Raw genomic sequence first — 15101 nt, forward strand, 5'->3', positions numbered from 1 at the left:
AGCCAGGGCGTCCGTCCCGGAGATTTCCATCATGGATCGGCTGCGGCAGCGGGCGGACTTCCTCGCCGTTGCCGATGGCGTGCGGGCGAACAGCCCTGCCTTCGTGGTCCAGCGTCGTGAGCGCGCGGACCAGGGCCCGATCCGGATCGGCTTTACCGTCACCAAGAAGAATGGCACCGCCACGGAGCGTAATCGCATCCGTCGGCGGTTGCGCGAGCTTGTGAAACGGCTCGATCCCCTGTCGATGCGCCCGCACAGCGACTATGTGCTGGTCGGCCGGCGGGACGCGCTGTCACGCGACTTCGATATCATGCTCGCCGACCTCCAGGCGACGCTCCGCCGCCTCGACCGGCCGCAGGCCAAGCAGCAGATCAAGCCGCAGCCGCGCAAAACCTCGGATGCGAGCAGGCGACACGCTCCCACGCGCATTCCCGTGAAACCGGATTGAACGACGAGACGATAAGAAAACGATGACCGACAATCGCAACACCATTCTCGCCGTCATTTTGTCCGGCCTCGTGCTGATCCTCTGGCAGGTCTTCTACAACGGCCCGCAGATGGAGAAGCAGCGCGCACAGGCGCAGCTGCAGGCCGAGCTCGCCAAGAAGCAGGCGCCGGCGCAGCCTGACGGCACCGCGCCGTCGGCCACGCCGCAGCCGAACGCGAGCGGCTCCGGCACCCCGAGCGCGCCCGGTGGTGCGACGGCTCCCGCCACAGGCGTGATGCCGCGGGACACCGCGATCGCCGCGACACCCCGCGTCAAGATCGACACGCCGCGGCTGACCGGCAGCATCTCGCTGAAGGGGGCGCGCCTCGACGATCTCGCCTTCGTGCAATATCGCGAGACGGTCGACCCGAAATCGCCGGCCATCGTGCTGTTCTCGCCGTCCAACACCGCCGAGCCCTATTACGCCGAGTTCGGCTGGGTCGCCGCACCCGGCGCCAAGGTCCAGGTGCCCGACCAGAACACGGTGTGGCAGCAGGACGGCAGCAACGCGCTGACGGCGACGACCCCGGTCAAGCTGACCTTTACCAACAGCGACGGCCTGACGTTCAAGCGCACCGTCTCGGTGGACGAGCACTATCTGTTCACGATCAAGGACGAGGTCGCCAACGCCGGCAGCGCGCCCGGTCACGCTGTATCCGTTCGGCCTGATCTCGCGCCACGGCACGCCGCACGTGTCAGGCTACTACATCCTGCATGAGGGCCTGATCGGCTATCTCGGCGAGAAGGGCCTGCAGGAATACACCTACAAGAAGATGGACGACGACAAGACGGCGAAGTTCGACGTCACCAATGGCTGGCTCGGCATCACCGACAAATATTGGGCGGCGGCGCTGCTGCCGATGACGGATGCCCGCCTGACCGCCAACTACTCCTCGAAGCTGGTCGACAATCAGCATCGTTACCAGACCGATTACGTCGAGGACGCTCGGACCGTCGCGGCCGGCGGCTCGGCCACCGTCTCGACCCGGCTGTTCGCCGGCGCCAAGGAGGCCGGCGTCGTCGGCATGGGCTTCCCGATCGGCGGTCTCGGCGGCTACAATCAGCAGCTCGGGCTCAACCATTTCGATCTCTTGATCGACTGGGGCTGGTTCTACTTCCTGACCAAGCCGATGTTCCTGGCGCTCGACTTCTTCTTCCGCTTCTTCGGCAATTTCGGCGTCTCGATCCTGCTGGTGACGGTGCTGGTGAAGCTCTTGTTCTTCCCTCTCGCCAACAAGTCCTACGCCTCGATGGCGAAGATGAAGGCGATCCAGCCGCAGCTTCAGGCGCTGAAGGAGCGCTATCCGGACGACCGGATGAAGCAGCAGCAGGAGATGATGGAGATCTACAAGAAGGAGAAGATCAACCCGGTCGCCGGCTGTCTTCCGGTCGTGCTGCAGATCCCGGTGTTCTTCTCGCTCTACAAGGTGCTGTTCGTCACGATCGAGATGAGGCACGCGCCGTTCATCAGCTGGATCAAGGACCTTTCGGCGCCGGATCCGACCAATCTGTTCACGCTGTTCGGCCTGATCCCGTTCGACCCGACCCAGTTGCCGCTGTTCGGGCACTACCTCGCGCTCGGTATCTGGCCGATCATCATGGGCATCACGATGTGGTTCCAGATGAAGCTGAACCCGACGCCGCCCGATCCGACCCAGGCGATGATCTTCAACTGGATGCCGCTGATCTTCACCTTCATGCTCGCGGGCTTCCCGGCCGGACTCGTGATCTACTGGGCCTGGAACAACACGCTGTCAGTGCTTCAGCAGAGCTACATCATGCATCGCAACGGCGTGAAGGTGGAGTTGTTCGACAACATCCGCGGCACGTTCAAGAAGAAGCCGGCGTGACGGCCAAGGCGGCTTGAGAAAGTCGGCGGCGCCATTGGCGACCGTCATTGCGAGGAGCGCAGCGACGAAGCAATCCAGAGTCCTTGCTCAGCCCTGGATTGCTTCGCTTCGCTCGCAATGACGAGGCGAGAGCATTTCATGACCACCAGCGCCGACACTGATGAGCGCCTGATCGAAAAGGGCCGCAAGCTGTTTGCGCAGGCCTGGCGCTTCACCCACGCTTCGCCGTCGATCGCGAGCCTGCCGCCGATGTCGGGGCAGATCGAGATCGCCTTTGCCGGCCGCTCCAATGTCGGCAAGTCCAGCCTGATCAACGCGCTGACCGGCCAGAATGCGCTGGCACGCACCTCGCACACCCCGGGCCGCACCCAGGAGCTGATCTTCTTCGAGGGACCGGCGAATGCGTCGCTGCGGCTCGTCGACATGCCCGGCTACGGCTATGCCGCCGCCGCCAAGACCAAGGTCGCGTCCTGGACCGAGCTGATCCACCAGTTCCTGCTCGGCCGCGCCTCGCTTGCCCGCGTCTATGTGCTGATCGATGCCCGCCATGGGCTGAAGGAGGTCGATCAGGAGATTCTCAAGACGCTCGACCGCTCCGCGGTCAGCTACCAGCTGGTGCTGACCAAGGCCGACCAGATCAAGCCCGCCGAGCTCGCGAGCCGCATCGCCGAGACCGAGGCCGCGCTGGCCAAGCATCCGGCGGCCTTCCCGCAGGTGATGGCGACGTCGTCGCGCTCCGGCACCGGCATGCCCGAGTTGCGCGCCGCGATGGCGCGGCTGCTCGAGGAGCGCGGCGCATCATGATGCGGTGGCGAATCCTGGTCGCGCTGGCCGGGCTGATGGGCGCTGCCGGCGTCGCGCTGGCCGCCAAGGCCGCGCATGATGCCGATGCGTCGCGGCTCGCGACGGCCTCCACCATGCTGCTGTTCCACGCCTGCGCGCTGCTCGGCACCGTCGCGCTGGCCGAGCGCGGCGTCGTGGCCAGGCGCATCGGCCTGATCGCCGCGATCGGCTTCGTCCTGGGACCGGCGCTGTTCGCGGGCGATCTCCTGATGCGGCAATTCGCCGGTGACCGGCTGTTTCCGTTTGCAGCACCGATCGGCGGCAGCCTGCAGATCGCAAGCTGGATTGCGCTTACGGTCTGTGCGCTGTGGCCGCGCCGGGCCTGATCCGGCGCTTTGCGCCCTGCCCGGCAATCGGCTAGAACGCGGCGCGACGCCCCCGACAGCCGAGACCTCCCAGACATGACCGACGCGACCACCATCAGCCCGCTCGATCAAGCCCGTATCCTGTCCGAAGCGCTCCCGCACATGCAGGAGTATGACGACGAAACCATCGTCATCAAATATGGCGGCCACGCCATGGGTGACGAGGAGACCGCAAAGGCCTTCGCGCGCGACATCGTGCTCTTGGAGCAGACCGCGATCAACCCGGTGGTCGTCCACGGCGGCGGGCCGCAGATCGCGACCATGCTGAAGCGCCTCGGCATCGTCTCCGAATTCGCCGCAGGTCTGCGCATCACCGACGCCGCGACGATCGAGATCGTCGAGATGGTGCTGGCCGGCTCGATCAACAAGCAGCTGGTCGGCTACATCAACGAGGCCGGCGGCAAGGCCGTGGGCCTGTGCGGCAAGGACGGCAACATGGTGCGTGCCGTCAAGGCGACCCGCACGATGGTCGATCCCGACAGCCACATCGAGAAGGTGGTCGATCTCGGCTTCGTCGGCGAGCCCGACAAGGTCGATCTCACGCTGCTCAACCAGCTCATCGGCTACGAGCTGATCCCGATCCTCGCACCGCTGGCGACCTCGAAGGAAGGCCAGACCTTCAACGTCAACGCCGACACCTTCGCGGGCGCCGTCGCCGGTGCGCTGAAGGCCAAGCGGCTGCTGCTGCTGACCGACGTGCCGGGCGTGCTCGACAAGTCGAAGAAGCTGATCCCGGAAATCTCGATCAAGGATGCGCGCAAGCTGATCGCCGACGGCACCATCTCCGGCGGCATGATCCCGAAGGTCGAGACCTGCATCTACGCGCTCGAGCAGGGCGTGCAGGGCGTCGTGATCCTCGACGGCAAGGTGCCGCACGCGGTGCTGCTCGAGCTGTTCACCAACCAGGGCACGGGCACGCTGATCCACAAGTGAGCACATTGCCCCCTCTCTCTCCGTCATGGCCGGGCCTGACCCGGCCATCCACGTCTCGCGGCGAGGCCGGAGCGAGAGACGTGGATGCCCGGGTCAAGCCCGGGCATGACGACGCGGGAAGAGCACGGCAAACAAACTCTTTCTGGACTCGTGTTGCGCCGGCCTTGGTGGTCGCGCTTCTTCCATTTCTCGCCGCCACCCCCGCACGCGCCGACCTCAAGCTTTGCAACCGCATGAGCTATGTCGTCGAGGCCGCGATCGGCATCGACGAGAAGGCGGCGACCGCGACGCGGGGCTGGTTCCGGCTCGATCCCGCCACCTGCCGCGTGGTGCTGCAGGGCACGATGACGGCGGATCGAATCCTGCTGCATGCGCGCGCGCTCAGCCTCTATGGCGCTTCGCCGATCGCCGAGAACGGCAACGATCAGCTATGCGTGGCGGCGTCCGACAATTTCGTCATCGCCGCCGCACGGCAATGCCGCACCGGGCAGACGCCGGCGGCGTTCACGCAGGTGACGCCGACCAAGACCGATGACGGCACCCTGATCGCCTATCTCGCCGAGAGCGCCGAATATGACGATGAGCAGGCACGGCTCGCCGGCATCCAGCGGCTGCTCGGCATCGCCGGCTATGACGCCTCGCCGATCGACGGCGTCGACGGGCCGAAGACGCAGGCCGCGCTCGCCGCGTTCCTGAAAAGCCGCGGGCTGGCGTCCGACGTCGTCTCGCAACCGAGCTTCTTTGCCACGATGGTCGATGCCGTGCAGACTCCGTCTCCTGTGGGACTGACCTGGTGCAACGACACGCCGCACAAGGTCATGGCCGCGGTCGGCACCGATGACGGGCGCACCGTGGTCAGCCGCGGCTGGTATCGCATCGATGCCGGCAAGTGCCTGCATCCCGACATCACCGGGCAGCCGAAAAAGGTCTACAGCTTTGCGGAAGCAGTCGACGACGACAACCGCACCATCAAGCTGAAGAACAAGCCGCTGAATTGGGGCGGCCTGGTGCAGCTCTGCACCCGCGAGAACAAGTTCGAGACCACCGAGCAAGGCGATTGCCCGAGCCGCGGCTTCACCGCGACCGGCTTCACCGCCGTCGACATCACCCGCGGCGGCAAGACGCTGCGCTTTGCGCTGCCGTGATGCTGGCTCAATGATGCCCAGGACGCCGGCCAACCCACAGTCGTCATCCCGGCGAACGCCGGGATCCATAACCACCGTCCGTGGTGAAGGCCACCGGCGTCAGCCATCCTGCCACAAGCGACATCACGCGGTATGGGTCCCGGCGTTCGCCGGGACGACAGCAGAATGTGCCGCCCTAGCCGGGCAGAACCGATCGAGGCAGACATGACGAAATCCCCCCGCGCCTTCGATCACGTGGACACCTGGGTGTTCGATCTCGACAACACGCTGTACCCGCATCACGTCAATCTCTGGCAGCAGGTCGATGCGAGGATCGGCGAGTTCGTGTCCAACTGGCTGAAGGTCGGTGCCGACGAGGCGCGCCGCATCCAGAAGGACTACTACCGCCGCTACGGCACGACGATGCGCGGCATGATGACCGAGCACGGCGTGCATGCCGACGACTTCCTGGCCTACGTGCACAAGATCGACCACTCGCCGCTGGAGCCGAATCCGGCGATGGGCGCGGCGATCGAACAGCTGCCGGGGCGCAAGCTGATCCTGACCAACGGCTCGGTCGATCATGTCGACGCCGTGCTGGCCCGGCTCGGCATCCGCGATCACTTCCACGGCGTGTTCGACATCCTTGCCGCCGAGCTGACGCCGAAGCCGGCGCGCGAGACCTACGACAAATTCCTCGGACTGCACGACGTCGATCCGACCCGCGCCGCGATGTTCGAGGACCTCGCCCGCAATCTGGTGGTGCCGCACGACCTCGGCATGACCACCGTGCTGGTGGTGCCCGACGGCAGCAAGGAAGTGGTGCGCGAAGACTGGGAGCTGTCGGGGCGCTATGATCCGCATGTGGACCATGTGACGGATGATCTGACCGGGTTCTTGCAGCGGCTGGTAGGCGCCTAAAGTCGCCGTCGTCCCGGCCAGGCGAAGCGCCCGGCGTAGATGAGGCGCGACGGCCTTCCGACAAACTCAGTGTCGTCCCGGGCTTGACCCGGGACCCATATCCACCGGCGGATCTGTGGGGCACCCAACTGGCTAATGATGTGCCCAACACGTCTCCCAGTGGGTATGGGTCCCGGATCGGCGCTCGCGCGAGAGAGCCTTCGCATGAGCGGACAGCCGGGCGCTCCGCTTGTCCGGGACGACAGCGGTGGGTGCCTTGACTCCCCTGCCCCAAACTCCGAAAAAGCCCGCCTGCCCCACCCTGCTCGTACATGACCGGCCCAGGCGACATGCCCGGGACCAAGCGAGGATCGACCGATGTCACTGTCCGCCCTGGAATCCACCATCAACAGCGCCTTCGATGCCCGTGACGGGGTCTCGACCTCGACCAAGGGCGAGGTTCGCGACGCCGTGGAGAGCGCGCTGGAGCTGCTCGACAAGGGCGAGGCCCGCGTCGCCGAGCGGGCTGCGGACGGCAAGTGGAGCGTCAACCAGTGGCTGAAGAAAGCGGTGCTGCTGTCGTTCCGCCTCAACGACATGAGCGTCATCCCCGGCGGCCCCGGCCACGCGTCGTGGTGGGACAAGGTGCCGTCGAAGTTCGAGGGCTGGGGCGAGAACCGTTTTCGCGATGGCGGCTTCCGGGCCGTGCCCGGCGCCATCGTGCGCCGCTCGGCCTTCATCGCCAAGAACGTCGTGCTGATGCCGTCGTTCGTCAATCTCGGCGCCTATGTCGACGAGGCCACCATGGTCGACACCTGGTCGACGGTCGGCTCCTGCGCCCAGATCGGCAAGCGTGTGCACATCTCCGGCGGCGTCGGCATCGGCGGCGTGCTGGAGCCGCTGCAGGCCGGCCCCGTCATCATCGAGGATGACTGCTTCATCGGCGCGCGCTCGGAGGTCGCCGAGGGCGTCATCGTCCGCAAGGGCGCGGTGCTGGCGATGGGCGTGTTCCTGGGCGCCTCGACCAAGATCGTCGACCGCGAGACCGGCGAGACCTTCGTCGGCGAGGTGCCGGAATACGCGGTGGTGGTCCCCGGCGCTCTGCCGGGCAAGCCGATGAAGAACGGCCAGATCGGCCCGTCGACCGCCTGCGCCGTCATCGTCAAGCGCGTCGACGAGCGCACCCGCTCCAAGACCTCGATCAACGAGCTCTTGCGCGACTGATCGTCCAGGCCCGGGCGGCCGCACTAGCCGCCGCCCGAACGGCCATGATAAGCGAGGGCATGACCGATGCCCTTACCATCACCCGTGATCTGATCCGCTGCCCCTCCGTCACCCCGGCCGACGCCGGGGCGCTTGGCGTGCTCGAAGCCCTGCTGAAGGATGCGGGCTTCACGACGCATCGCGTGACGTTCTCGGAAGCCGGCACCGCCGACATCGACAATCTCTACGCCCGCATCGGCACCGAAGGACCGCACATCACCTTCGCCGGCCACACCGACGTGGTGCCGCCTGGTGATGAAGCCGCATGGAGCCTCGGCGCCTTCTCCGGCGAGGTGAAGGACGGCTACATCTATGGCCGCGGCGCCGTCGACATGAAGGGCGGCATCGCCTGCAGCGTCGCCGCGGCGCTGGACTATCTCCGCGACAATGGCGGTCAGCCGAAAGGCTCGATCTCGTTCCTCATCACGGGCGACGAGGAGGACGTCTCGATCAACGGCACCATCAAGCTGCTGCAATGGGCAGCGGAGCGCGGTGAAAAGTTCGATCATTGCGTGCTGGGCGAACCGTCCAATCAAGAAGTCATGGGCGACTGCATCAAGATCGGCCGCCGCGGCTCGCAATCCGGCACCCTGATCGTCGAGGGCAAGCAGGGCCACGTCGCCTATCCGCACCGCGCCTCCAACCCAGTGCCGGACATCTCCCGCCTGATCGTGGCCCTCTCGGACGAGCCGCTGGACAATGGCAGCGCGCAATTCCAGCCGTCGAACCTCGAATTCACCACCGTCGATGTCGGCAACACCGCGACCAACGTCATTCCCGGCCTGGCCCGGGCGAAGTTCAACATCCGCTACAATGACTGCCATACGCAGGACTCGCTACGCGCGCTGGTCGAGGAGCGGCTTGCAAAAGCTTGCGGCAACCGCATCCGCGCCCGCATCGACTGGCTGCCGTCGAACTCCAACGTTTTCCTGACCAAGCCGGGTCCGTTCACCGATCTTGCGGTCGCTGCGATCGAAAGCGTGACGGGGCGCAAGCCGGAGCTTTCGACAACGGGCGGCACCTCGGATGCGCGCTTCATCTCAAGCTACTGCCCGGTGATCGAGTTCGGCCTGGTCGGCCAGACCATGCACCAGATCGACGAGCGCGCCTCGGTAGCCGACATCGCGACCCTGACCAAGATCTATCGCGGCATTCTCGATCGCTATTTCGCCTGAGCGGCGCGCCTGACTCGGATCAGGCGGCCTTCACCTCCGCCAGGAACTGATCGACCTCGCGGCGCAGGTCGGTGGCCTGGCCGGCGAGACTCGCTGCAGAATCCAGCAGCGAGCGCGCCGATCCTCTGGTATCGGCGGCGGCAGCGCTCACCAGTGCAATCGACGACGAAACATCGTTGGTGCCGCTCGCGGTCTGCTGCACGCTGCGGGCGATCTCCCGCGTCGTCGCGCTCTGCTCGGCCACCGCGCTTGCGACGGCTCCGGTGACGCCGCTGATCGTGTTGACGACGGCCGCGATCTTCTCGATCGCAGCGACCGTGCTGCCGGTCTCGTTCTGGATCGCCGCGATCTGGCTCTCGATCTCCTCGGTGGCCTTGCTGGTCTGCGACGCCAGGCTCTTCACCTCGGAGGCGACCACGGCAAAGCCCTTGCCGGCCTCACCCGCACGCGCCGATTCGATCGTGGCGTTGAGCGCGAGCAGATTGGTCTGCGAGGCGATCGCGCGGATCAATTGCACGACGTCGCCGATGCGGGTGGCGCTGCCGGCGAGCGTGCGCACCTTGTCGGTGGTGTCGAGCGCCTGGCTGGTCGCATTCGACGATTCCGACGCGGCTTCCGCGATCTGGCGGGTGATCTCCTTCATCGATGCGTCGAGCTCTTCGGATGCGGCCGCCACCGTGTTGACGCCGGAGGTCGCCTGCGCCGCGGCCTCCGCGACAGCCGTGGCACGGGACGCCGTGGTGCTGGCCGAGCCGTCGAGCGTTTCGGCCGACTGCTTCAGCCCGCTGGCGGCATCGCTCAACCGGCCGCACAGCGTGTCGATCACCTCGCCGAAGCGGCGGGTGAGCGCCTCGATCTTCTGCCGGCGCGCATCGCGCCGCGCCTCGGCATCGGCGCCCTGCAGCGCCAGCCGGTCGGCCTCCGCAGACTTCTCCTGCAACACACCGATGGCATTGGCGAGGGTGCCGACCTCGTCGGTGCGGTCACGATAGGCAATCGCCACGTCGCGCTCGCCGCCAGCGATACGACCGATCAGCTCGGTCAAGGTCGAGAGCGGCTTGATGACGCGGCCGTTGAACCAGATCGTGCCGAGCGCGGCAGCGGTGATGTTGACCACCAGCAGGACGAGCGCAAGGACGAAGCGAGCCTGGGCTTCGCTGATCGCGGCCTCGCTCTGCCGCAGCGCCTCGGTCAGCGCGGCATCACGCAGGGGCAGGATAGTGTCGAGGATCGGGAACAGCGAGCGCAGGAACTGATCGGGATCGAGCTCCAGCACCTTGCCGCGGTTCGGCGCCACCTGCGACGTATAGAGCTCGCCGCCGCGCGCCCAATAGCCGTTCTCCACCTCGGCGATCGCGGCGAAGATCGGCTTCTGATCGATCTCGGCCGCGGCGAGCTTGGCCGTCGCCCAGATGCGGTCGATGCGTCCCTTGAAGGCCGCCAGCGCCTCGGCCGGCTCGCCGGCCATCGGCTGCTTGGTCGCGATCATGCGAATGAGCGTGGTCGTGGCACGGCCGGCCCAGTCGCGCAGGTCCCAACCGATGACAGCCAGCCGAGCCGCCTGGCCGACGGCGGGATTGGCCGCATTGATGCGGCGAACGATGACCTCGACATGGCTGCCGGTCGCTTCCTGCACCGTGAACATCTGCGGCACGTAATCGCGCACGATCGCGTCGGGCCTGGACGACTTGGGCTGGGCCACCGCGTCGAGCGCCGTGCCCCGCAGCGACTTCAGCTTCTGCTCGATCGAGTCCAACGCCGTCAGGTCGTCACGCAGTTGCGCGAGGCTGCGTGCCTTGGCGAACGCCTCGTCCGATCCACCGGTGATCTTCTTGAGGGCCGCCAGCTCCTCGGCCGTCGCCGGATTGGCGGATGCGAGGCGCGGGTTCACCCAGGCGCGCTCGATGTTGAGCTTCTCGGGCAGCCGAAGCATGGCCGCGAGCAATTGCGCATCGCTTCCTGCCGTCCGAGCCGCCTGCAACGAGGTCAGCTGCTGCCAGGCGAACAACACGGTGGCGAGCAGGCCGATCACGGCCCCGAGCAGCAAGGAGAGCAGGAACACTTGACGAATGCGCACGACAGACCTCGCTGAACAACAGCCTCCAGGTTCGATACCAGCGAGGATTTCAATTTGAAGTTAAGAATGTCCGTCCCGCGCTGCCCAACCGGAACTAATTAGGACAGAAATTCTCATATGTTAACAACACGGACCAAAGGCCTGCTGCGGAACCGACCTCAGTAGTCGACCTTCACCAGGTAAAGTCCTTCCGGCGGCGCGACGACGCCGCAGGCTGCGCGATTGCGCGCGGCGAGCGCGGCTGCGAGATCGTCGGCGCTCCAGCGGCCCTGCCCGACCCACACCAGCGAGCCGACCATCGAGCGCACCTGGCTGTGCAAATAGGAGCGCGCTGACGTGATGACGGTGATGGCATCACCGTCCCTGACGACATCGAGCTGATCGAGCGTCTTCTCCGGCGACTTCGCCTGACATTCTGTGTCACGGAACGTCGTGAAATCATGCTTGCCGATCAGGCGTTGGGCAGCGGCATGCATCGCATCGGAATCGAGCCGCTGGGGCACGCGCCAGACGCGGCCGACCTCGAGCGCGAGGTTGGAGCGGCGATTGACGATGCGATAGCGGTAGTGCCGCTTGCGCGCGGAGAAGCGGGCCTCGAATGAGTCGGGCACGATCTCAGCATCGAGCACGGCGACCGGGTTCGGCCGCAGATGCGCGTTGAGGGCGTCGCGCAGCTTGTCCGTCCGGAACTCTTTCTCGATGTCGCAATGCGCGACCTGCCCGGTGGCGTGGACGCCGGCATCGGTGCGCCCCGAGCCGTGCACGCGGGTGGCCACGCCGCAGGTCGCCTGCACCGCATTTTCCAGCGCGCCCTGCACCGACGGCAGCGTCTCCTGCAGCTGCCAGCCGCAGAAGGGAGTGCCGTCATATTCGATGGTGAGCTTGTAGCGGGGCATTGCCTCGATCGCATGTGGGCGTCATTGCCGGGCTTGACCCGGCAATCCATCCAGGAACGAAGCTTGTTCGCGAGATGGATGCGCGGGTCAAGCCCGCGCATGACGAGCTGAGATGGTCAGCCGAAGCGCAGGCCCGGCGCGACAGGTGTGCCGCGCAGGAAATCCGCGGCCTTCATCGGGCCCTTGCCGGCGCGCTGCAGCTCGGTGACGCGGATGGCGCCGTCGGCGCAGGCGATGGTGAGCTGGTCGTCGAGGACGGTGCCGGGCTCGCCCGCACCGTCGGCAAGCGCACAGCGCAGGATCTTCAGCCGCACGGCTTCGCCATCGAGCACGACCTCGCTCCAGGCGCCGGGGAATGGGGACAGGCCGTGGATGTGCCGCAGCACGGCGTGCGCCGGCTTCGCCCAATCGATCCGCGCCTCCACCTTCTCGATCTTGGCGGCGTAGGTCACGCCGTCCTCGGCCTGCTTCCTCAGCGTCAGCCCGCCGCGCTCCAGCGCGGACATGGCGCGCACCATCAGGTCGGCGCCGATGCGGGAGAGCTTGTCGTGCAGATCCGAGGCGGTCATCGCATCGGTGATGGGAAGGCGCTCGGCCATCGCGACGTCGCCGGTGTCGAGACCGACATCCATCTTCATCACCATCACGCCGCTCTCGGCGTCACCCGCCATGATCGCGCGATTGATCGGGGCGGCGCCGCGCCAGCGCGGCAGCAGCGAGGCATGTAGATTGTAGCAGCCGAGCCGGGGCGTATCGAGGATCGCCTGCGGCAGGATCATGCCGTAGGCGACGACGACGGCGGCGTCGGCCTGGTGCGCGCGGAAATCGGCCAACGCCTCCTCGGTCTTCAGCGTCTTCGGCGTGAGCACGGGAATGCCGAGCCGCCGCGCCTCGGTCTCGATCGGCGTGGGCACCAAGGCGAGCCCGCGGCGGCCACCCGGCTTCGGCGCACGGGTGTAGACGGCCACGATCTCGTGGCCGTGGCCGGCGAGCTCGAGCAGGGTCGGCACGGCGAAATCCGGCGTGCCCATGAAGATCAGGCGAAGGGGCATGCAGCTCACTCGATGCGTTCCCTCCCCCCTTGTGGGGGAGGGTTAGGGAGGGGGGTGAGCCCAGGAAGCGGTGGGCGTGGGCCCGCCTCTCACCACCGACGGGAGAGAGCCCACCGGGCAAGCCGATGGGTCGCGAACTCAATCACTCGCCCGCGCGCTTGGCGGCCTTGGTGAACTTCTTCATCACGCGGTCGCGCTTGAGCTTCGACAGATAGTCGATGAACAGCACGCCGTTGAGATGGTCGATCTCGTGCTGGATGCAGGTGGCGTAGAGACCCTCGGCATCCTCCTCGCGGACGACGCCGTCGAGATCGGTGAAGCGCACGCGCACCCGCGCCGGCCGCTCGACCTCCTCGTAATATTCGGGGATCGACAGGCAGCCTTCCTCATAGACCGACAGCTCATCGGACTTGGCGATGATCTCCGGATTGATGAAGACCCGCGGCTCGCGCTTGGTCTCGCCGCCCGCATCTGGCTTGGCCAGATCCATGGTGATGACGCGCAGGGGTTGCGCGACCTGGATCGCCGCAAGCCCGATGCCGGGGGCGTCGTACATGGTCTGAAACATGTCGTCGACCAGCTGCCGGATGTCCGGTGTGACCTTCTCGACAGGCTTGGACACCAGCCGCAACTGCTTGTCGGGCAGGATGATGATTTCTCTGAGGGACATGGCGCGCGATTTAAGCCCCGAAGCAGGCGCGGTCAATGTGATGGCGCGCGGTTAAGACTTCGCTAACCATGAATTTCAACGATCCGTTAACCATACTTCTTAACCCGGCCTTAACCATAAATGTTCTCTCTTCGTTCGCGACACTTTGCGAATCGGATAGACGGGGGTGATGACTGCCAGCCAACAGCTGAATCCTGCGCTGAATTCTGCGCTCAATCCTGTCGTCGTCATGATCGGCGACCTGCCCGTCCGCGCCAGCGACGCGCTGATCGGGTTCGGCGTGCTGGTGCTGCTGCTGCTGGTGATGATCGGCCTGGCGGTGGCCCGCTCGGGACGGCGGAGCGCCGAGCTTGCGGCCCAGCAGGCAATGCGCACCGAGGAGATCGAACAACGGTTCGGCGAGATGATCCGGGTGCAGAGCGAGGCCTCCGGCCGCGTCGACGCCATGGCCCAGTTGCTCGCCGGCCGCCAGGTCGACCTCGCCCGCAGCGTCAACGAGCGCCTCGACGCCGTCACCCACCGCGTCGGCCAGTCGATGGAGCAGACCACGCGCCACACGATGGATTCGTTGCGCGTGCTGCACGAGCGGCTCGGCATCATCGACAATGCCCACCGCGATCTCAGCGAGCTGACGACGCAGGTCACGACCTTGCGCGACGTGCTCGCCAACAAGCAGTCGCGCGGCGCGTTCGGCCAGGCGCGGATGGAGGCGATCGTGCAGGACGGGCTGCCGAAGGGCAGCTACGCGTTCCAGTACACGCTCGCCAGCGGCAAGCGGCCCGACTGTGTGGTGTTCCTGCCCGATACCAGGCCGCTGTGCATCGACGCGAAATTTCCGCTGGAAGCCGTGACCGCGCTGCACGATGCGGAGACCGAGGACGAGAAACGCGCCGCCGCACAGCGTCTGCGGACCGACGTGCTGCGCCACGTCAACGACATCGCCGAGAAGTACCTGGTGGTCGGCGAGACGCAGGACACCGCGCTGATGTTCGTGCCGTCGGAGTCTGTCTATGCCGAGATCCACGATGGTTTCGACGACGTGATTCAGAAGGCCTATCGTGCGCGCGTCGTGCTGGTGTCGCCGTCGCTCTTGATGCTCGCGATCCAGGTGATGCAGCAGATCATGAAGGATGCCCGCATCCGCGACGCCGCCGACCAGATCCGCAACGAGGTGATCCATCTCGGCGACGACCTCGGCCGGCTGCGCGAGCGCGTGCTCAAGCTGCAAAAGCATTTCGGCGACGTCGGCGAGGATATCCGCCAGATCCTGATCTCCGCCGACAAGATCGAGAAACGCGCCGCGCGCATCGAGGAGCTGGATTTCGGCAAGCAGGACGCACCGATGGACTCGCCGCGGATCGCGCCGGCTGCAAGCACGACGCCGGACCTGTTTCCGCTGGCGGGGCGGATGCAGGCGGGGGAGTGATGGCGGCGTCGCGACAGCCGTCCAAATCTGCTACCACCCC

At 66.3% G+C, this 15101-nt stretch carries 13 protein-coding genes and 1 pseudogene; 10 read left to right on the forward strand and 4 right to left on the reverse strand.

All coding sequences use genetic code 11. The features are described 5' to 3' along the window. Positions 1–31: 31 nt before the first annotated feature. From rnpA to dapE, 9 genes and pseudogenes are all read left to right on the forward strand, one after another. Positions 32–448 carry a ribonuclease P protein component gene (gene rnpA / locus ACVILH_RS04785; RefSeq protein ID WP_456711867.1) on the forward strand — a complete coding sequence of 139 codons (417 nt, stop codon included), beginning with the start codon at positions 32–34 and terminating at the stop codon, positions 446–448. 22 nt (positions 449–470) lie between these two features. Beyond that, a pseudogene (yidC, locus tag ACVILH_RS04790) lies at positions 471–2337 on the forward strand (membrane protein insertase YidC). A 138-nt stretch (positions 2338–2475) separates the two neighbouring features. Continuing rightward, the gene (gene yihA, locus ACVILH_RS04795; protein ID WP_456711868.1) at positions 2476–3141 is read left to right on the forward strand and encodes a ribosome biogenesis GTP-binding protein YihA/YsxC; all 666 of its coding nucleotides are present in this window, start codon (positions 2476–2478) and stop codon (positions 3139–3141) included. Then, positions 3138–3506: a DUF423 domain-containing protein gene (locus ACVILH_RS04800; protein ID WP_456711869.1), complete on the forward strand. Its 369-nt coding sequence runs from the start codon at positions 3138–3140 to the stop codon at positions 3504–3506. The genes yihA and ACVILH_RS04800 overlap by 4 nt, the downstream gene beginning before the upstream one ends. A 75-nt stretch (positions 3507–3581) precedes the next feature. Then, a complete protein-coding gene (gene argB / locus ACVILH_RS04805; protein ID WP_006609577.1) occupies positions 3582–4478 on the forward strand; it encodes an acetylglutamate kinase in 897 nt (298 codons plus the stop codon). Between the two features lie 80 nt (positions 4479–4558). Continuing rightward, positions 4559–5623: a DUF1036 domain-containing protein gene (locus ACVILH_RS04810; RefSeq protein ID WP_456711870.1), complete on the forward strand. Its 1065-nt coding sequence runs from the start codon at positions 4559–4561 to the stop codon at positions 5621–5623. Between the two features lie 204 nt (positions 5624–5827). Beyond that, entirely contained in the window at positions 5828–6523 is a 696-nt protein-coding gene (locus tag ACVILH_RS04815; RefSeq protein ID WP_456711871.1) for a pyrimidine 5'-nucleotidase, read from the forward strand. Between the two features lie 357 nt (positions 6524–6880). Then, the gene (dapD, locus tag ACVILH_RS04820; RefSeq protein WP_456711872.1) at positions 6881–7726 is read left to right on the forward strand and encodes a 2,3,4,5-tetrahydropyridine-2,6-dicarboxylate N-succinyltransferase; all 846 of its coding nucleotides are present in this window, start codon (positions 6881–6883) and stop codon (positions 7724–7726) included. Positions 7727–7785: 59 nt separating this feature from the next. Continuing rightward, positions 7786–8940, forward strand: coding sequence for a succinyl-diaminopimelate desuccinylase (dapE, locus tag ACVILH_RS04825; RefSeq protein ID WP_456711873.1), 1155 nt, complete (start codon positions 7786–7788; stop codon positions 8938–8940). Positions 8941–8959: 19 nt separating this feature from the next. On the opposite strand, the gene ACVILH_RS04830 is transcribed toward dapE, so the two are convergent. The 4 genes from ACVILH_RS04830 to def all read right to left on the reverse strand — a co-directional run bounded on the left by ACVILH_RS04830 (position 8960) and on the right by def (position 13635). After that, positions 8960–11017: a methyl-accepting chemotaxis protein gene (locus tag ACVILH_RS04830; RefSeq protein ID WP_456711874.1), complete on the reverse strand. Its 2058-nt coding sequence runs from the start codon at positions 11015–11017 to the stop codon at positions 8960–8962. Positions 11018–11175: 158 nt separating this feature from the next. After that, on the reverse strand, positions 11176–11913 hold the full coding sequence (truA, locus tag ACVILH_RS04835; RefSeq protein ID WP_456711875.1) for a tRNA pseudouridine(38-40) synthase TruA: 738 nt from the start codon (positions 11911–11913) through the stop codon (positions 11176–11178). Positions 11914–12029: 116 nt separating this feature from the next. After that, positions 12030–12965 carry a methionyl-tRNA formyltransferase gene (gene fmt / locus ACVILH_RS04840; protein WP_456711876.1) on the reverse strand — a complete coding sequence of 312 codons (936 nt, stop codon included), beginning with the start codon at positions 12963–12965 and terminating at the stop codon, positions 12030–12032. Positions 12966–13107: 142 nt separating this feature from the next. Continuing rightward, positions 13108–13635, reverse strand: a complete 528-nt coding sequence (gene def / locus ACVILH_RS04845; protein WP_456711877.1) for a peptide deformylase — start codon at positions 13633–13635, stop codon at positions 13108–13110. 169 nt (positions 13636–13804) lie between these two features. Here def and ACVILH_RS04850 point away from each other — a divergent pair, with 169 nt between their 5' ends. Beyond that, positions 13805–15061: a DNA recombination protein RmuC gene (locus tag ACVILH_RS04850; RefSeq protein WP_456711878.1), complete on the forward strand. Its 1257-nt coding sequence runs from the start codon at positions 13805–13807 to the stop codon at positions 15059–15061. The last annotated feature ends 40 nt before the right edge of the window (positions 15062–15101 follow it).

The organism is Bradyrhizobium sp. USDA 4353 (assembly GCF_054063215.1).